The sequence below is a fragment of the Bacillus cabrialesii genome (assembly GCF_004124315.2).
Taxonomy (GTDB): Bacteria; Bacillota; Bacilli; order Bacillales; family Bacillaceae; genus Bacillus; species Bacillus cabrialesii.
This window is the reverse complement of sequence record NZ_CP096889.1, coordinates 1,684,423-1,702,588: the sequence shown is the minus strand read 5'-3', so window position 1 is coordinate 1,702,588 and position 18,166 is coordinate 1,684,423. Positions and strand designations below refer to the sequence as shown.

Below are 18,166 nucleotides of genomic sequence, written 5' to 3'. Positions count from 1 at the left end.
TTTGCCGCCTCCTAATCTAATTTCTCAAGCGCTTCAATCAGAGCTGTAACTTCTTCCTCTTCTTTTGAACCGGAAGCAAGCTCCTTCAGCTTATTAAACATCTCTTTACGCTCCTGAAACTTTTTCAAAAGGAGCAGCTTTTCTTCATATTGTTCAAGCATTGCTTCTGTTCGTTTGATGTTATCATAAACAGCTTGTCTTGAAACCTCATATTCTTCGGCTATTTCGCCTAGGGAGAAATCGTCCAAATAATAAAGCGACATATAGCTCTTCTGTTTTGACGTCAACAACGACTGATAAAAATCAAACAGATAATTCATTCGCGTTGTCTTTTCGAGTGACATTTGAGCTCTCCCCTTTGTTAAGTCAAATCCCTTTACGATAACTTAGTTTACACGGTTTCATTGAGACTGTCAAGTTTTTATCTTGTCAAAGCAGCGATTGCCCTTTTCCAAAATACGCTAAATATAATCCAGTTTATTCCGATATTGTATAAGAACCCTATTTTAAAGGAGGACTATTTATGAAAAAAATCGGTTTATTGTTTATGTTGTGCTTAGCAGCCGTTTTTTCAATCTTTGTCCCGGCACAGCAAGCAGACGCTGCCGAGGCGCCTTATAAGGCTTCAATCACAAATATCAGCACAGATGGAGGCGTTTACGGCAAAATCAATTACGGCCAAGGTCAATTTTGGCGAGTTAAGTACAATATTACGATAAGCGGCAAATTACTCGACCAAAACGGACAGCCGGTGCCAAACGCCCCAGTAAGATTCGAAGCAGATACGAAAGTCGGAAATACAACACAAACAGCTTCAGGAACAACCGATGCAAACGGAACGTTTGCGGTTCCAATGTATTTGGGGCCAGCTGCTGGGTACTACACGTATTACACATCTGTCTCTGTTCATTACTATGACATCATTCCATTCAGAGTTTACTCAGGAGATTCGAGACTGGTATCCACCGATAACAGCCTTTATCATTTTGCCTATCAAGTGAGAAGATAAAAAGAAAAAGGCCCCCATGTGAGGGCCTTTTTTAATCGTCGGCTTTTTCCACTAAATCTGAAAAGAGGCCGTATACATACGATTCAGCATTAAATTCCTGAAGATCATCAACTTTTTCACCTAACCCGACTAGTTTAACCGGAATGTGAAGCTCATTGCGGATCGCGAGGACGATACCGCCTTTTGCCGTACCGTCAAGCTTTGTTAATGCAATGCCGGTAACGTTTGTTGCTTTAGAGAACTCTTTGGCCTGCGCCATTGCGTTTTGGCCAGTTGTGGCATCAAGGGCAAGCAGCACCTCATGCGGCGCTTCAGGTACTTCTCTTTCGATGACACGCTTGACTTTTTCAAGCTCTTTCATCAGGTTTACTTTGTTTTGGAGACGTCCTGCCGTATCACAGATTAATACATCGGCATTTCTAGCTTTCGCAGCATGTACAGCATCGTAGATGACAGCCGCAGGATCGCTTCCGGCCGTCTGTTTAATGACAGGCACTCCCGTACGCTCTCCCCATACTTCCAGCTGTTCAATGGCTCCCGCTCTGAATGTGTCTCCGGCAGCAAGTACGACAGATTTTCCTTCTTGCTTTAGTTTATGGGCAAGCTTTCCGATCGTTGTCGTTTTGCCGACCCCGTTTACACCTACCAGAAGGATAACGTTTAAACGTCCATCCTCAATGTTCAGCCCGGAAATTTGCTCATCTCCGCTGTTATAAATCTCGACCAGCTTTTCAGAAATAACAGACTGGACTTCCTGCGGATCTTGAATATTTCTGCGTTTGACTTCTTTTTTCAGCTCATCTATTAATTCCATAACGGTTGTAAAACCGACATCCGCGCTGATGAGAACCTCTTCAAGCTCCTCGAAGAAATCCTCATCCACTTTACGGTAACGGGATACAAGATCATTCACTTTGTTTTGAAAGGAGTTTCTTGTTTTTTCAAGGCCATCCTTAAACTTTTCAGATACGGAATCTGTCTGTTTTGTGATTTTCTCTTTTAATTTTTTAAAAAAGCTCATCTTTTAACCTCTTTCCTCGTTACTGAACGAATTCTTTTGTTTCTTCCAGCTTAACTGAGATTACCTTGGAAACACCGGATTCCTGCATTGTTACGCCGTATAGCACATCCGCTTCTTCCATCGTTCCTTTTCGGTGGGTAATCACAATAAACTGGGTATCGCTGCTGTATTTTTTTAAATACTGCGCAAATCGGAACACATTCGCTTCGTCAAGCGCAGCCTCTACTTCGTCAAGGACGCAAAACGGCACAGGCCGAACCTTTAAGATTGAGAACAAGAGCGCTATAGCAGTAAGCGCGCGCTCTCCGCCTGACAGAAGGTTTAAGTTTTGCAGTTTTTTCCCCGGCGGCTGTGCGATAATTTCGACTCCTGAGTGAAGCAAATCGTTAGGATCGGTGAGCCTCAGTTCAGCTCGTCCTCCTCCGAATAAGGAGCGGAAAACTTGATCAAAGTGTGAACGGATTTGGACAAATGTGTCGTTAAAGCGTTTCGTCATTTCTTCATCCATTTCTTCAATCACTTGGAACAAGGTATTTTTTGCTTCAGTCAAATCTTCTTTTTGTTCTGACAGAAACTTATACCGTTCGTTGACCCTCTCAAACTCATCTATGCTTCCGAGGTTTACGGTGCCCAGCTCTTCAATTGCGAGTTTAATCAGCTTCACGCGCTTTCTGGCTTCCTCTGGATCAGTTTCAAGCTGATATTTCTCTTTTGCCCCCTCAAAGGATAAACTGTATTCCTCCCGCAAGTACTGAAGTAAATTATCAAGCTCTACTTCCATCCGGCCGAGTTTGACTTCTTCGTCTTTTAAGAGCGTTGTTTTTTGTTTATACAGGCGTTTCATTTCTTTCAGTTCACGCTCATACGTATCAAGTCCATGCTGAAGCTTGATGCGCTGATCGCGTCTTAACGCAATCAGTTCGATTGTCTTCGTTTTGTCATTCAATTTATGTTTTGCGGCTTCTTCCAGCTTTTCTTCACCGCTTGTGCTCGATGACATCTCTGAGGTTAAGAAGCTTAAATCTTCTTTCGCTTCCTTTAACGCGATCTCTGTTTCTGTGAGCTCTTTCTTTACTCTGGCAAGGTTGTCTTCTTCACCCTTGCATGCCTGTTCTTTTTTGGCCGCTGTGATCTTCAGCTCAGTCAGCTCGTTGGAGAGAGATTCTTTCGTTGAGGATTGAGTTTGTTTTTGTTTGGTCAGTTTGTCAATATCCTCTTCAAGCTGTTTCATCTTTTCTGATACGGCAGAAAGCTCCTCTTCCAGCTTGCGTTTGCGCGCTTTCTTCTCTTCATCGCTTTCTGACAGAGCAGATTTTTCTTGATCATAAAGCTCTAAATGGGCGTTGATATTTTTCTCGGCAACTTGAAGTTCGTACAGCTGGCCTTTTACATCCTGCTGCTTTAATCTTAAGCCTTCCCCGGTTTCTCTTAAGTCAGCCAGTTTTTTCTCCATATCCTGAATGGATTGCTTAAGGGTTTTGACTTCCTGTTCAAGCAGTGTTGTTTTCTCTTCCATTTCAGCGAGCCGTTTCGTCACATCTTCAAGTTCCCTGCTTCTTCCAAGCAGCGAGTTATTTTTCTTTTTAACCGCGCCGCCCGTCATTGAACCACCCGGATTCACAACATCTCCCTCAAGGGTTACGATGCGGTACCGGTGCCCTAGAAGCTTCGCAAGCTCGTTTGCACCCTTTAAATCCTCTGTGATCAGCACGGTTCCAAGAAGGTTCTGGATGATGCGGCGATACGCGGGATCAAATGTGACTAGTTCACTTGCAACTCCGAGAAATGACGAATGCCCGGCTGCTGTTTCCGCATCCCTGCTCTGGAGCTGACGGTCTCTGATAACAGAAAGAGGCAGAAACGTCGCCCGGCCGAAGGAATTTTGTTTTAAATATTGAATCGCTTTGCGGGCAGACTGTTCATCGTCGGTCACGACATGCTGGGCAGAAGCACCGAGCGCAATTTCCATGGCCGTTTCATACTTCTGTTCTGTTGAGATCAGCTCAAGGACCGCTCCGCGAATTCCGCCGAGCCGCTCTTTCGCTTTCAGCACTTCTTTAACTCCTTGATAAAAGCCGGAGAAATCTCCCTGCATCGTCTCAAGCATGTCCTTTTTTGATCTCGCTTGCTGAACGTATTGGTATGCCTGATACAGAGCGGATTCATTTTTTTCGTATTGGCGCTTTTTCTGCTCATATTTTGTCTGCATGTCACGATATGCGCCGACTTGACTGTGAATTTCCTGCTCAATTCGGGCAAACTCCGTTTCACATGCGGCTTTTTGCGCAGAAATATCGCGCCGTTCCTGAAGATGCTTTTCATTGTTGTCCGCAAGCCTCTGCAATGTGACAGCGGATTGGGACATCTGGTCATCCAGCAGCTGAAGCTCGTTTCGTATCGAAGCCTGGCTGTTTAACAGCTCAAAGTAATCACTTTTCAGCTGCTCAATTTTCTCTTCGACATTTTCATTGTGAAGACTGAGAGCCTGTTGTTTTTCTTTTACTTGAGCTCTTAACTGTTTCACCTCTGCCTGAAGCGTTTCAAAGACAGCTTCCTGCTTCGCAAGCTCTTCTTTCAGGACTGTTTCTTTTTGCTGGTACTGAACGATAGCTTCTTCAAGCTGTTCTCGGTTTTGCACAGCGTTTTTCTTGCGTTCTTTCAGGACTTCTTTACGGCCTTCAAGCTTTTCCAGCTCTTCACTTGTTACCAGCAGAACTTGCTGGAGCTCATCTACCGACTCATCCAGCGCTTGAATTTTATCTCGTGTAGCTTCTATTTTTGCTTCTTTCGCAGAAATCGCCGACGATTCAGTGAGCTCTTCTTCCTTTGCGAGCTGCACTTTCTCTTTAAGCGTTGACCATTTGCCATGCAGTTCTTCGATATCATAGGCAGTCAGCGCAATTTCAACATGCTCGAGCTCTTTCTTTTTCTCCAGGTAGTCTTTCGCGATTGAAGCTTGAATTTTAAGAGGTTCAACCTGTCCTTCAAGCTCATGTAATATATCTTCTACCCGGTTTAAGTTGTCCTGTGTCTCAAACAGTTTATTTTCTGCTTTTTTCTTTCTCGTTTTATATTTAAGCACCCCGGCCGCTTCTTCAAAGATACTGCGGCGATCTTCTGCTTTGCTGCTCAGGATCTCTTCCACTTTCCCTTGGCTGATAATAGAAAAAGCTTCTTTACCCAAGCCAGAGTCCATAAATAAATCAATAATATCCTTTAAGCGGCACGGCTGATTGTTAATCAGAAACTCACTCTCGCCCGATCTGTACACACGCCTTGTGACACTGACCTCATGGAAGTCAATCGGCAAGAAATGATCATCATTATCAAGCGTAAGCGTAACTTCAGCTAAATTTAATCGTTTTCTCGAATCACTGCCGGCAAAAATGATGTCTTCCATTTTTCCGCCGCGAAGAGACCGGGCCGATTGTTCGCCGAGAACCCAGCGAATGGCATCTGTGATGTTGCTTTTTCCGCTTCCGTTCGGGCCGACAACCGCTGTCACGCCTTTAACGAAGTCGACGGAAATCCGTTCTGCAAATGATTTAAATCCTATAACGTCTAAACGTTTGAGGAACATAGCGATCCTCCTTATGTAATAAGTATTTCAATTCTATCATAAACATGGGTGAAATAAGACGGCATACATACTGAAATCCCCCTTACGATTCAGGGGGATTTTATTGTTTCGTATGGTGTTTTTGCAATTTAGCTAAAGCTTCCTGAGCTGCGTGCTGTTCGGCTTCTTTCTTCGAACGGCCGTTTCCGACTCCGAGTGGTTCACCTTTTAGAGATACGATGGCTTCAAATTCACGGTTGTGCGCAGGTCCTTTTTCATTGGAGATTTTATACTCCAGGGAGCCTTTGCCGTCCCGCTGCACGTATTCCTGCAGCTGGCTTTTGAAATCCATCACATGAGAAAAAGCACCATCGTTAATTTTAGGGAACACATAGACTTTTAAGAAACTTTCGACCGGCTCTAATCCCTGGTCAAGATATAAGGCTCCGATAAATGCCTCAAAAACATCCGCCAATAGTGCGGGACGCTTTCTTCCGCCTGTCATTTCCTCACCTTTCCCCAACAGGACAAGTTCGCCGAATGACAGTTCGTGAGCCAATGAAACGAGAGACGGCTCGCATACAATCGCAGCTCTCAATTTCGTCAAATCTCCTTCACTCATAGCCGGATACTTGGCAAATAAGAATCTGGAGATCGTCAGTTCCAAAACAGCGTCACCTAAAAATTCAAGCCTTTCATTATCTTCATACGGCTTTTTCCGATGCTCATTCACATAAGATGAATGTGTAAATGCTTGATACAAAAGCTTTTCATTTTGAAAGTGAACCGAAATCCGTTCTTGAAACTCTTTAAATTGTTCTACTTTTTTATAGAACTTTTTTTTATCTTTATAATGTGAGTGTTTTGACATAGTAACCTCCATAGGCACATCAGGTTCACCGCGCTTCTCTGACTAAACCGGATACAGCGCGCGTAAAAGCGGCATGCTGTAATAACTGCACGAATAAAGGGCTAAAGCCCCGCGTTTCGGCGGGACTTTTAGCATCAGCTTATTGCTGGTTTTGTATGTAGTTCACAGCGTCGCCGACTGTTGCAATCTTTTCAGCATCTTCGTCAGAAATTTCCATATCAAACTCGTCTTCAAGTTCCATAACAAGCTCAACTACATCTAGGGAATCAGCACCTAAGTCTTCCTTGAAAGAAGCTTCAAGTTTGACGTCTGCTTCATCAACGCCAAGGCGATCTACGATGATTTTCGTTACACGCTCTAATGTATCTGCCATAGCAATTCACCTCCCCTCAAGTATTATAGTGGATTCGTTTTTAAAAAACTAGAGAAACTATGATGAAATTTTTGAGAAAAAAACTTACATCACCATTCCGCCGTCAATATGAAGCGTTTGGCCTGTCATGTAACGGGCTCCCTCTGAAGCAAGGAACGTGACAACGCTGCTGATATCACCCGGTTCTCCAAAGCGTGCGAGCGGAATTTGTTTCAGCATTTCGTCTTGAACGTCTTTTGAAAGCTTATCTGTCATATCAGTTGAGATAAATCCAGGCGCAATCGCATTTACCGTAATATTGCGGCTTGCGAGCTCCTTAGCAGAAGATTTTGTTAAGCCGATCACGCCAGCTTTTGCAGCCACGTAGTTGGCTTGTCCAGGGTTTCCGCTGACGCCGACGATAGATGATACGTTAATAATCCGGCCTGAACGCTGTTTCATCATTTGTCTTGTAACAGCTTTTGTGCAGTTGAAAACACCCTTCAGGTTAATGTTAATGACATCATCCCATTCATCTTCTTTCATTCTCATGATGAGATTGTCTCTTGTAATTCCGGCATTATTAACTAGAATGTCAATTGTAGAAAAAACAGATAACGTTTCTTTTATCATGTTTTGTACATCTTCAGGATTTGATACATCCGCTTTGACAGCAATTGCTTTTTTGCCCATTGATTTGATTTCATCAACCACTTCATTTGCTTTCGCTTCATTGCCAGAGTAGTTCACGACAACATTCGCACCGCTTTTTGCAAGGTCAAGGGCGATTGAACGGCCGATTCCGCGAGATGCGCCAGTGACAATAGCTGTTTTGTCATTAAGCATTTTCATTTTCCTCCTTAAGCGTTTGAATTGCCAGCTCAATCGTTTCCGGATCTGATACAGCAATTGTTTTTAAACGTCTGTTAACTTTTTTCACAAGGCCTGAAAGCACTTTTCCAGGGCCGATTTCAATAAAAGTCGTCACACCTTCTGCAATCAGTTTGTTAATGCTTTCCTCAAAACGGACCGGAGAGTAGAGCTGCTCAATGAGTTTCTCTTTGATTTCTGCTTTTTCAGTCATAACATCAGCAGAAACATTTGAGATGACCGGAACGCCAGCATCTTTTATGTCACAGGAGTCCAATACTTCTTTCAGCTTTTCAGCAGCAGGCTTCATCAGTTCGGAATGGAACGGACCGCTTACTTCTAGCGGAATCGCGCGTTTTGCACCGTTCTCTTTAGCCTGTTCAGATGCAAGCTCCACTCCTTTAGCTGTTCCGGAAATGACGATTTGTCCGGGACAGTTGAGATTCGCAAGCTGTACAAGGTGGCCTTCTTCAGTGACTTTATCAGTTACTTGCTTTAAGGCTTCAGCATCCATGCCGAGAATCGCCGCCATAGCTCCTTCGCCAGCCGGCACCGCTTCATTCATAAACTCTCCGCGTTTTCTGACGGTATAAACAGCATCTCTGAAAGACAGTGCGCCAGACGCAACCAGTGCGGAATATTCACCAAGGCTGTGCCCTGCTGTGAAATCAGGTGTAATGCCTGATTCTTTAAATTTCTCAAGGACAGCAATGCTTGTCGTCAGCAAAGCAGGCTGCGCATTGTATGTAAGTGTTAATTCTTTAGCATCACCTTCAAAAATCAGTGAGCTGAGTTTTGTTTCCAATGTTTCATCCGCTTCATCAAACAGACGCTTTGCAGCAGGCACCTGCTCATAAAGCTCTTTTCCCATGCCGATAAATTGTGAACCCTGCCCCGGGAATAAAAATGCAATCTTACTCATGATGTAAAAACCTCCAGACTACTCATCTGTTTTTTCTTCTTTAACTTCTTCCTGAATGAGTTCAGCCACATTTTGGCTGACCATCTCTCTTGCTTGCCGAATCGCATGAAATACAGCATTAGAATCAGAAGAGCCGTGCGCCTTGATTACAGGGGCTTTTAAGCCAAAAAGACTTGCTCCGCCGTAATTCGAATACTCCATTTTCATTTTCATCTCTTTCAACTTTGGCTTCAGCACAGCTGCTGCAAGCTTTGATGTGAGATTAGACGTCATGACTTCTCTCATCATTTTAAAAATAGATAACGCAGAGCCTTCCAGCGTTTTGAGTGTAACATTCCCGGTAAAGCCGTCTGTTACTACAACATCCGCCACATCATCTAAAAGGTCTCGCGCTTCCACGTTTCCGATAAAATTGATGTTTGCTGTTTCTTTTAACATTTGAAACGTCTGTTTCGTCAGTTCGTTTCCTTTTTTATCTTCTGTTCCGACATTTAAAAGCCCGACTCTCGGTGAAGTGACACCGCGCACTTGCTGAGAATAAACAGAACCCATGATGGCGTATTGAACGAGGTGCTCCGGTTTGGCATCGACATTGGCGCCGACATCAAGGAGAAGAAATCCGTCTCCTGATACGGTCGGAAGTGTCGGGGCAAGTGCCGGACGGTCAATTCCTTTAATTCTTCCAACAATAAACAGACCGGCTGTCATTAACGCACCGGTATTTCCTGCTGAAATGCAGGCGTCAGCTCTGTTTTCCGCAACTTCCTGCGCCATAAGGACCATAGATGAGTTCTTTTTTCTTCGCACGGCGCGGACCGGTTCATCCGTAGGCTCAATCACTTCATCTGCGTGCAGCACCGTGATGCGATCTGATGTTGTTGTTAAATGTGATTCTATCGTTGTTTTGTCACCGACAAGTGTGATATGGAGATCGTCAAATGCCTCTATACCCTTTGTAACTCCGTCAATAACAGCTTTGGGAGCGTGGTCTCCTCCCATTGCATCTACAGCTATTCTCATGCATGCTCCACCTTTATGAATGTTTTGAACGGTACATGTCAAAATGTCCAGAAAAAACAATTTCTTCGCCAACGTAGCTGTTCACTTCGACAACCGTTCTTCCTTTTTCTTTTTCGACAGCCGTCACTTTCGCTTTCGCTACGACACGTTCACCCTGCTTTACCTGTCTTGTAAAGCGGATGTCTGCACTTGCAGTCAGCGCCAGCTCGTCATCAATGACTGCAACAGCCAAAGAATTCGCCTGCGCAAATAAATGGTGTCCTCTCGCAATCTGATTCCGGCTGAACACATGCTCCTGTTTTATTTCTAAAATGGATATCGCCTGATCATCCAGCTCAAGGTCAATAATTTCTCCGATAACTTCGTCCAGTGACAGGGATTTCACTTCATCTTCAAGCGTTTTCTCTGCCACATTCTTAATTCTTTCTCTCAGCTCCGGTATGGAAAGCTCTAAGCGGTCCAAACGTATCGTCTGGATGCTCACCCCAAATTTACCCGCTAATTCTTCATCTGTAATAAAGGGCGTTACTTGAATCGTCTGCTGAAGTAATTCCTGGCGTTCTCTCTTATTTCTTCTCATATCTAAACACCATCCGGACAATTAAGACTAGGTACTAATAGTAGTATATAATTTCATAGATTGGAATGCAACGATTGTTTATGACTGAACACCAAAAACTTCTGGTGCTCAGCTTAATTTTTCCCCGTCCATTACTCCGCTCTTCAGCAAGTGCTCTCTCAGCGCACCGTATTCCGGCTCCTTCCAGAACGCGTCAGAAGCCACAAGTTGCGAAGCATCCTGCCTTGCCGTTTCAAGCGCTCTATAGTCATGAACCATGTCCGCCACCTTAAATTCAGGCATTCCGCTTTGTTTTTTCCCGAAGAAATCTCCCGGGCCCCTCAGTTCCAGGTCCTTTTCAGACAGCTCAAAACCGTCATTGGTCTCGGACATGATTCTCATCCGTTCTTTCCCTGTTTCTGATTTAGGATCAGCCATCAGAATGCAGAATGATTGATGCTCGCCCCGTCCGACACGGCCGCGCAGCTGGTGAAGCTGTGACAGCCCGAAACGGTCGGCGTCATAAATCACCATAATGGTTGCATTCGGCACGTTCACGCCGACCTCAACAACAGTGGTTGATACGAGGATTTGACAGTGGTTCGCGCTGAATTCTCTCATGACCTGGTCTTTTTCATCAGAATGAAGCTTTCCGTGCATAAGGCCGACGTTCCATTTTCCCCGAAAAATATCAGAAAGCATATTGTACACGTCAATGGCGTTTTGCACATCAAGCTTGTCTGATTCTTCAATCAGCGGGCAGATGATATAAGCCTGTCTGCCTTGCTTTAATTCTTTTTCGACAAATGCCAAAATACGTTCCAGCATGTCATGCTTTACCCAATAGGTTTCGATTTGCTTTCGCCCCGCCGGCATTTCATCAATGACAGATACATCCATTTCACCGAACACCGTGATGGCTAACGTTCTCGGGATTGGAGTGGCTGTCATAAAGAGAACATCGGGATCCTGCCCCTTGTTCCGAAGCTTTTTGCGCTGCTCCACCCCAAATCGATGCTGCTCATCTGTAATGACAAGGCTCAGCGCCTTAAACTCTACCTCATCCTGGATTAAAGCGTGGGTTCCTACAAGAATATCAATCTCTCCCGCCGCAAGACGCTCTAACAGTTCTTTTCGCCGCTTCCCTTTGACAGAGCTTGTCAAAAGGGCCACGCTGACATCCCATTTTTCAAATAGGGAGACGAGCGAATCAGCATGCTGTTCGGCCAGAATTTCTGTCGGCACCATGAGCGCTCCCTGGTATCCGGACAAGATCGCGGCATACAGCGCAATGGCGGCGACTGCCGTTTTTCCTGATCCGACGTCCCCTTGAAGAAGACGGTTCATTCTATATGGAGAAGACATGTCTGCTGTTATTTCGCGGAGCACACGCGACTGGGCGTTTGTGAGGGGAAACGGGAGGCTTTTGATAAATCTCATAAGTTCTTCGTTTGAAAAACGCTGCCGTATCCCTTGAGTCTGCTCTCTTTCCGCCTTTCGGAACGCTTGCATTTTCAACTGAAACAACAAAAATTCTTCATAAACAAACCGGCGTCTGGCAAGCTTTAACGCTTCTCTTGTTTCAGGCAGGTGCATTGCTTTTAACGCCTGCTGATAGTCCGGCAGCTTATAGCTTGTTCTTAGCTTTTCCGGCAGAGGATCCTGAAGTGCGTCTGCATATTGGGTCAGCGCCTGCTGAATAAAACGTCTCATCATCTTGACGGTCACATTTTCTTTCACAGAATACACTGGTTCAATGCTTTTATCCTCTTGATGCGGACCGTTTTTCAACTCCTGAACAGAGATGGTTTGGCGATGCTTGTCCCATTTACCGGAGACCGTTACGACAGAGCCCAATGAAAGCTTTTTCTTCAAATAAGGCCGGTTGAAACATACGGCTGTGATTAAATAGCGGCCGACAAGCAGCCTGAATGTCAGCCTGTTTCGTTTTTTTCCGTAATAGGTAAGAGAAGGCTCTGAATGAACCTTCCCTTCGACTGTCACTCTTTCATCATGCTTTACTTCTTCTAAATCCCTCAGCTCATAGTCATCATAGCGATAAGGGAAATAATTCAGAAGATCAGAAATGTCATAAATACCGAGTTCATTCAATGTTTTTTCTGTTTCCGGCCCAATACCCTTAATGTTGGCTATACTAGTTTGCTGATGTTGTTTCACGTGAACCTAGCGCTCCTCCGAAAATTTTTTTCTCTAATTCTCTTCCAGTCGGTGTTGCTGCTAAACCGCCCTGGCCAGTTTCTCTAAGTGCAGTTGGCATCGTTTGGCCAATTTTATACATGGCATCGATCACCTCATCACATGGAATGCGGCTTGTGATGCCTGCCAATGCCATATCAGCGGCAATCATCGCATTTGACGCGCCCATCGCATTCCGTTTCACGCAAGGCACTTCCACAAGCCCCGCAACAGGATCGCACACAAGGCCAAGCATATTTTTTAATGTAATGGCCATGGCCTCTGCGCTTTGTTCGGGCGTTCCGCCTGCCATTTCAACAATCGCCGCAGCTGCCATGCCTGAGGCTGATCCAACCTCTGCCTGACATCCCCCGGCGGCGCCGGAAATACTTGCGTTATTAGCCACAACAAATCCGAAAGCACCGGCCGTAAACAAAAAGCGGATCATTTGTTCTCTTGTTGGGTTCAATTTTTCTTTTACAGCAAATAACGTGCCCGGCACCACACCAGCAGAACCTGCAGTCGGTGTCGCGCAGATCGTTCCCATGGCTGCATTTACTTCATTTGTTGCAACAGCTTTCGATACCGCATCTAAAATCAGCGGGCCAGACAAGCTTTTACCTGATCGAATGTAGGCCTGCAGTTTAACGGCGTCACCGCCTGTTAAGCCCGTTTGGCTCGTCACTCCCTCAAGTCCTTTCTGAACTGCCGCTTCCATTACAGTCAGATTGTGATCCATCTGCTGAAAAATTTCTTCTTTTGTTTTTTCTGTTACTTCCATCTCTTGTGCGATCATGACCTCAGAGATGGGTATTTGCTTTTCTTTAGTAATCTCAATTAATTCCTTTACATTACGAAACATAACTGGCTCCTCCTGACCTTTCGCTAGTCAGCAATCTTTGTCACTTGAATAATATTCGGCAGTTTCGACAGCTCGTCGAGAACGTGACCGTCAATATTTTGATCGACCTCTATTGTCATCAGCGCGAGCTGGCCGATATCTTTCCGTGCTACTTCCATATGTCCCACGTTGATTGAAAATTTCGCCAGGACATTGGCGACACCGGCAATTGTGCCAAACTTGTCATTATGAACAACCAATATGGCCGGATGATTTCCCGACAGCCGGAGTTCAAAACCATTTAATTCTGTGATTTCAATCTTTCCTCCGCCAATCGAAATACCGGTCAGCTCTAGCTCTCCCTTTTCATCAGAGATGGTGATTTTGGCTGTGTTCGGATGGACCGGGACAGCGTCTTCAACTCGAAACTCTATATCAATTCCTTTATCTTCTGCAATTTGTATAGCGGTTTTAATCCGCTCGTCGAATGTATCAAAATCAAGCAATCCGCCGATAATCGCGACATCTGTGCCGTGGCCCTTATACGTTTCCGCAAAAGAGCCGTAAAAGGATACGACGATGCGCTCAGGCTCTCTGCCAAATAAACTTCTGGCCACTCTCCCGATTCTCGCCGCTCCCGCTGTATGCGAGCTGGACGGACCGATCATAACCGGGCCGATAATATCAAAAACGCTTCTGTATTTCATGCTATTCCTCCTTATGAACCAGAGCTTATAAGCGCTTTGCTTCTAGACTAATTGATCAGATATAAAATGGCAAGCGGGCGCGTTACAGCGCTGCCGCACTTAAAAGCAGACATAAGAATAGAAGGGCAATCGCCCTTCTATTCTGCAGAAATTATATACGAATACAGCGGCTGTTTTCCATTGTGGATCTCAACCTCAATCTCCTCGTACTTTTCACTGAGAAACGCTTCAAGCTCCTCAGCTTCCTCCTGAGACGCATCCTCGCCATATAGGATAGTGACAATTTCGTCGTCTTCTCCGATCATTTCTGACAGCAGCATTTTCGCGGCTGACAGCTGATCTTCGGCAGTGCCGATAATCGTTCCATTCAGAATTCCCATAAAGTCGCCTTTTTTAATGTCTCTGCCGTCAATATGAGTATCTCTGACTGAATATGTTACCTGCCCGCTTTTCACTTGCTGAATGGCGCTCAGCATATTGGCTTCGTTCGCTTCAGCTTCTTGATCCGGATTAAATGCCAGCAGGGCTGACATCCCTTGCGGAACCGTTTTGGCCGGAATGACAAAAACCTGTTCATCCATTACGCTGGCCGCTTGATTAGCCGCCATGATAATGTTGGAGTTATTCGGTAAGATAAACACCGTTTCTGCATTTACAGACTTCACAGCCTCAACGATATCCTCTGTGCTTGGGTTCATCGTCTGCCCGCCTTCGATCACAACAGAAGCGCCGATGCTTTTGAACAAGTCAGAAATGCCTTCGCCCATCGCCACAGTCACGATGCCATACGGCTGCTTTGCCGGCGGTTTTTCGTTGTCGGCAGGCTTGCTTTCTTGGCTGATGATGGAAGTATGCTGTTCTCTCATGTTTTCTATTTTAATTTTGATCAATTCACCGTAATGCTGGGCATAGTTTAAGACGTTTCCCGGCTCTTCCGCATGAATATGAACCTTCGCCAGCGATTCATCCGCAATAACTAACAGAGAATCACCAAACTGACTGAGGTCTTGCCTGAATGTGCCTTCGTCGAATTCTCGTTTTGTCTGATCTAGCCTAACCATCACTTCGGTACAAAAACCAAATTCAATATCGTCAGTATTCATCATGCTTTGCGCGCTCTTATGATGCTCTGCGCTGACCATGTCATCAAGCGACGGAAGAACAACTTTCTGAGGCACAGTTTCACCTTTTAATGAAGCAAGGAAACCTTCATACACACAAAGCAGGCCTTTGCCGCCGCTGTCGACGACTCCTACTTCCTTCAGGACAGGAAGCAAATCAGGGGTTCGGTTTAAAGAAGCCTCTGCTTCTTCTGTCACCGCAGCCATCAGCGCTGTGATATCGGTTTCTTTTTCAGCCAGGGCCACCGCTTTTTTCGCAGCATCTTTTGCAACTGTTAAAATCGTGCCCTCTACAGGTTTCATGACAGCTTTATACGCCATATCAACGCCAGCTTGCAGCGCTGCCGCAAACTCCAGCGCATTGATTTCTTTTTTCGTTTCAATGCTTTTACTAAATCCGCGGAACAATTGGGACAGGATCACTCCTGAATTTCCGCGTGCTCCCATGAGCAATCCTTTAGATAACGCAGAGCCCACCTTACCGATATCATCCGTATCCATTTGCTCCACTTCTCTTGCTCCGGAAGTCATCGACAGGTTCATATTTGTTCCCGTATCGCCGTCCGGCACCGGAAACACGTTCAGTGCATCAACCGCACTCGCGTTTTGAGACAGATTCTGCGCTCCCGCAAGAATCATCTCGGCAAAGGTTCTGCCGTCTAATGTTCTGATAGACAATCCTACTCCTCCTAACTACGGGTTCGTCACACGTACGCCTTGGACATAAATATTAACAGAGTCCACGGCCAGTCCGATGGTTTGATTTACTGTGTACTTTACTTTCGTTTGGACATTATGTGCCACTTCAGAAATTTTCGTGCCATAGCTGACAATGATGTACATGTCAATATGTATTTGTTCTCCTTCTTGGCGAACTTGGACACCCCTGCTGAAATTCTCTTTCCGAAGGATTTCAGTCAGTCCGTCTTTAATCTGGTTTTTGGAGGCCATGCCGACAATGCCATAACAGTCAATCGCCGCGCCGCCTGCAACCATCGCAATGACTTCATTAGATATATCAATCTGTCCGTACTTCGTTCTTAATTCAATGGACACACTAGTTCCTCCTTCGAATGCATAGAGTTACAGCTATTCTACTATATGGTTTCCATTCTGAAAAGAAAAGACCCGGCAATTGCTGCCCGTCCCTCTACATATACTATAGCGCCGCTGTTTCTGCAAGATGTCAAGTGAATTTTCTTGAAAGATGATGAAACAATAGTTGCAAACGTTTTTTAGCTGTGGTAAATTATTTAAAGTATCCATATCGAAAGCATCTAAGATCATATGAATGTTAAAAAGTAGATGTTTTGTGCAAGTGAGGAGGGAAACAAATGGCACGTAAATGCGTTATCACAGGTAAAAAAACAACAGCTGGGAATAACCGTTCTCACGCAATGAACGCTTCTAAGCGCACTTGGGGCGCGAATCTTCAAAAGGTTCGTATCCTTGTGAACGGAAAACCTAAAAAAGTATATGTATCTGCTCGAGCTTTGAAATCCGGTAAAGTTGAGCGTGTATAACAAAATGAACGCCTGCCTCAATATGTGGCAGGCGTTTTTATGTGGTGAAAGAGGGCTTTGAACCCCTGGGCATTAATCTTTTCTAAATGAGCCCAGCATCGCCCGGACAATTCCTCCTAAAAACTTCGGCAATTTAATGGTGTAAAATTTCATTTTTGTCCCCTCCTATAACGTCCCGTAACCGCCTGTTCATTGATTTCAGCAAATGAATGAAAGCACATGCTAATCCGTGCTTCTTATCATTATTAATATGCCTTTTGCAAACGAAAAAGTACCTCGTGAATGAATGAGTTCGTTACTAATACATAGTGTTGAACCGAGCGTAATATGACACTTATTCAGCGGATATTTAAAATCGGCCAGGGTCAGCTCATGTATGTCTTCGGAAAACGGTATGAAGGAGATGTATCGCTTGTTTTCATCCTTCTCAATATCATATTCACCAGGAGGGAACATTTGAATATGATTTTGTTTGTCTATCAGCCTAATTTTTATATTCGTTTTTACACCTTTGTACAGAAGCTGAATGTTTCCTAAAAAATGATCGGCTCTGCCGCCTGTTATGCCGAAAATCTGAATGATATCCGGCTGCTTTTCCAGCGCCCAGTCAAGAGCGAGGTCTAAATCGGTTTGGTCTTTTTCTGCTTGATACACATGGAGTGCGGGAGCGGCTTTTTCAATTCGGTGGCGTTCTTGCTCTGTTATGCTGTCAAAATCTCCAAAGGCTTCATCAGGAATGATACCGGCATCTAAAAGCGTGACAGTGCCTTTGTCAACACCGATCCAAAGGATGTGCTCAGCCATATAGCCGGTTAGATCGGGAATGAGATCTTTAGGGCCTCCCGCAACGATATTGATTGTTTTCATCTCTGATTCCTTTCTCTGCATACAGGAAAAAGAGCTTAGGCTCTATACGCCCAGCTCTCTTTTTAGCTGTTTATTTACTTCCTCTGATTTCAGAAATCGCTTTTTTACGGTCTGACTGTCCATAAACAGCTGAACCGGCAACGAGTAAATTAGCGCCCGCTTCAATGACTAGCGGAGCGGTTTCTTTGTTGACGCCGCCGTCTACTTCAATGAACAGATCTGTTTTTCCTCTTTCATCCGCCATTCGCTTAACCTCTTTTATTTTAGGAAGGACTGAATAAATAAATTTCTGTCCGCCAAATCCCGGGTTTACCGTCATTAAAAGAACAAGATCAAGATCGTCGAAAACATGTTCGATGACTTGTACAGGCGTATGCGGATTTAGAACAACACCGGCCTTCACTCCTTGCTCTTTAATAAGCTGGATGGTACGGTGCAGATGCGGGCATGCCTCAGCATGCACAGACAGGATATCCGCCCCTGCTTTCGCGAAAGCAGGGATGTAACGATCAGGCTCTTCTATCATTAAATGAACATCAAGCGGCAGGTCAGTTACCGGGCGAACTGCCTCTACAATCAGCGGGCCGATCGTGATATTCGGGACAAAATGGCCGTCCATGACATCAATATGAATACAATCGGCTCCGCCCTTGTCTACATCTTTAATCTCATTACCTAAAGCGGCGAAATCAGCGGAAAGAATAGATGGTGCAACCTTTATCATTATG

19 protein-coding genes are annotated in these 18,166 nt (G+C 44.9%); 2 read left to right on the top strand and 17 right to left on the bottom strand.

Going from position 1 to position 18,166, the window contains the following annotated elements; all coding sequences use genetic code 11:
- Window positions 1–11 precede the first annotated feature (11 nt).
- Entirely contained in the window at window positions 12–344 is a 333-nt protein-coding gene (locus tag EFK13_RS08810) for a putative DNA-binding protein (RefSeq protein ID WP_129505727.1), read from the bottom strand.
- Between the two features lie 179 nt (window positions 345–523).
- Between EFK13_RS08810 and EFK13_RS08805 the strand changes: the two genes are divergently transcribed.
- Window positions 524–1,009 (top strand): Ig-like domain-containing protein, encoded by a 486-nt coding sequence (locus EFK13_RS08805; RefSeq protein ID WP_129505728.1) that lies wholly within the window; start codon window positions 524–526, stop codon window positions 1,007–1,009.
- A gap of 31 nt (window positions 1,010–1,040) precedes the next feature.
- Here the strand turns inward: EFK13_RS08805 and ftsY are convergent, their stop codons facing one another.
- The 13 genes from ftsY to EFK13_RS08740 all read right to left on the bottom strand — a co-directional run bounded on the left by ftsY (window position 1,041) and on the right by EFK13_RS08740 (window position 16,104).
- The gene (ftsY, locus tag EFK13_RS08800) at window positions 1,041–2,030 is read right to left on the bottom strand and encodes a signal recognition particle-docking protein FtsY (protein WP_129505729.1); all 990 of its coding nucleotides are present in this window, start codon (window positions 2,028–2,030) and stop codon (window positions 1,041–1,043) included.
- Window positions 2,031–2,049: 19 nt separating this feature from the next.
- Window positions 2,050–5,610 carry a chromosome segregation protein SMC gene (smc, locus tag EFK13_RS08795; RefSeq protein WP_129505730.1) on the bottom strand — a complete coding sequence of 1,187 codons (3,561 nt, stop codon included), beginning with the start codon at window positions 5,608–5,610 and terminating at the stop codon, window positions 2,050–2,052.
- Between the two features lie 100 nt (window positions 5,611–5,710).
- The gene (gene rncS / locus EFK13_RS08790) at window positions 5,711–6,460 is read right to left on the bottom strand and encodes a ribonuclease III (RefSeq protein WP_124042883.1); all 750 of its coding nucleotides are present in this window, start codon (window positions 6,458–6,460) and stop codon (window positions 5,711–5,713) included.
- Between the two features lie 139 nt (window positions 6,461–6,599).
- Window positions 6,600–6,833 carry an acyl carrier protein gene (acpP, locus tag EFK13_RS08785; RefSeq protein WP_003154310.1) on the bottom strand — a complete coding sequence of 78 codons (234 nt, stop codon included), beginning with the start codon at window positions 6,831–6,833 and terminating at the stop codon, window positions 6,600–6,602.
- Between the two features lie 84 nt (window positions 6,834–6,917).
- A complete protein-coding gene (gene fabG / locus EFK13_RS08780) occupies window positions 6,918–7,658 on the bottom strand; it encodes a 3-oxoacyl-[acyl-carrier-protein] reductase (protein ID WP_129505731.1) in 741 nt (246 codons plus the stop codon).
- Entirely contained in the window at window positions 7,651–8,604 is a 954-nt protein-coding gene (fabD, locus tag EFK13_RS08775) for an ACP S-malonyltransferase (RefSeq protein ID WP_129505732.1), read from the bottom strand. Before fabD ends, fabG begins: the two co-directional genes overlap by 8 nt.
- Before the next feature lie 18 nt (window positions 8,605–8,622).
- Complete coding sequence (gene plsX, locus EFK13_RS08770; protein WP_129505733.1) at window positions 8,623–9,624, bottom strand: phosphate acyltransferase PlsX; 1,002 nt, start codon at window positions 9,622–9,624, stop codon at window positions 8,623–8,625.
- Window positions 9,625–9,637: 13 nt separating this feature from the next.
- Window positions 9,638–10,204 (bottom strand): transcription factor FapR, encoded by a 567-nt coding sequence (gene fapR, locus EFK13_RS08765; RefSeq protein WP_014113763.1) that lies wholly within the window; start codon window positions 10,202–10,204, stop codon window positions 9,638–9,640.
- 108 nt (window positions 10,205–10,312) lie between these two features.
- Entirely contained in the window at window positions 10,313–12,361 is a 2,049-nt protein-coding gene (gene recG, locus EFK13_RS08760; RefSeq protein WP_129505734.1) for an ATP-dependent DNA helicase RecG, read from the bottom strand.
- Entirely contained in the window at window positions 12,339–13,241 is a 903-nt protein-coding gene (sdaAA, locus tag EFK13_RS08755; RefSeq protein WP_129505735.1) for an L-serine ammonia-lyase, iron-sulfur-dependent, subunit alpha, read from the bottom strand. Before sdaAA ends, recG begins: the two co-directional genes overlap by 23 nt.
- 23 nt (window positions 13,242–13,264) lie before the next feature.
- A complete protein-coding gene (sdaAB, locus tag EFK13_RS08750) occupies window positions 13,265–13,927 on the bottom strand; it encodes an L-serine ammonia-lyase, iron-sulfur-dependent subunit beta (RefSeq protein ID WP_075746071.1) in 663 nt (220 codons plus the stop codon).
- Between the two features lie 137 nt (window positions 13,928–14,064).
- On the bottom strand, window positions 14,065–15,726 hold the full coding sequence (locus tag EFK13_RS08745; protein ID WP_129505736.1) for a DAK2 domain-containing protein: 1,662 nt from the start codon (window positions 15,724–15,726) through the stop codon (window positions 14,065–14,067).
- 15 nt (window positions 15,727–15,741) lie between these two features.
- Window positions 15,742–16,104: an Asp23/Gls24 family envelope stress response protein gene (locus EFK13_RS08740; protein WP_003238605.1), complete on the bottom strand. Its 363-nt coding sequence runs from the start codon at window positions 16,102–16,104 to the stop codon at window positions 15,742–15,744.
- Window positions 16,105–16,382: 278 nt separating this feature from the next.
- Here EFK13_RS08740 and rpmB point away from each other — a divergent pair, with 278 nt between their 5' ends.
- Complete coding sequence (gene rpmB, locus EFK13_RS08735; RefSeq protein ID WP_003221548.1) at window positions 16,383–16,571, top strand: 50S ribosomal protein L28; 189 nt, start codon at window positions 16,383–16,385, stop codon at window positions 16,569–16,571.
- Between the two features lie 72 nt (window positions 16,572–16,643).
- Here rpmB and spoVM read toward each other — a convergent pair whose 3' ends face one another.
- The 3 genes from spoVM to rpe all read right to left on the bottom strand — a co-directional run bounded on the left by spoVM (window position 16,644) and on the right by rpe (window position 18,162).
- Entirely contained in the window at window positions 16,644–16,724 is an 81-nt protein-coding gene (gene spoVM, locus EFK13_RS08730; RefSeq protein ID WP_003221545.1) for a stage V sporulation protein SpoVM, read from the bottom strand.
- 69 nt (window positions 16,725–16,793) lie between these two features.
- Complete coding sequence (locus EFK13_RS08725; protein ID WP_129505737.1) at window positions 16,794–17,438, bottom strand: thiamine diphosphokinase; 645 nt, start codon at window positions 17,436–17,438, stop codon at window positions 16,794–16,796.
- A 70-nt stretch (window positions 17,439–17,508) separates the two neighbouring features.
- Window positions 17,509–18,162 carry a ribulose-phosphate 3-epimerase gene (gene rpe, locus EFK13_RS08720; RefSeq protein WP_129505738.1) on the bottom strand — a complete coding sequence of 218 codons (654 nt, stop codon included), beginning with the start codon at window positions 18,160–18,162 and terminating at the stop codon, window positions 17,509–17,511.
- Between the last annotated feature and the right edge of the window lie 4 nt (window positions 18,163–18,166).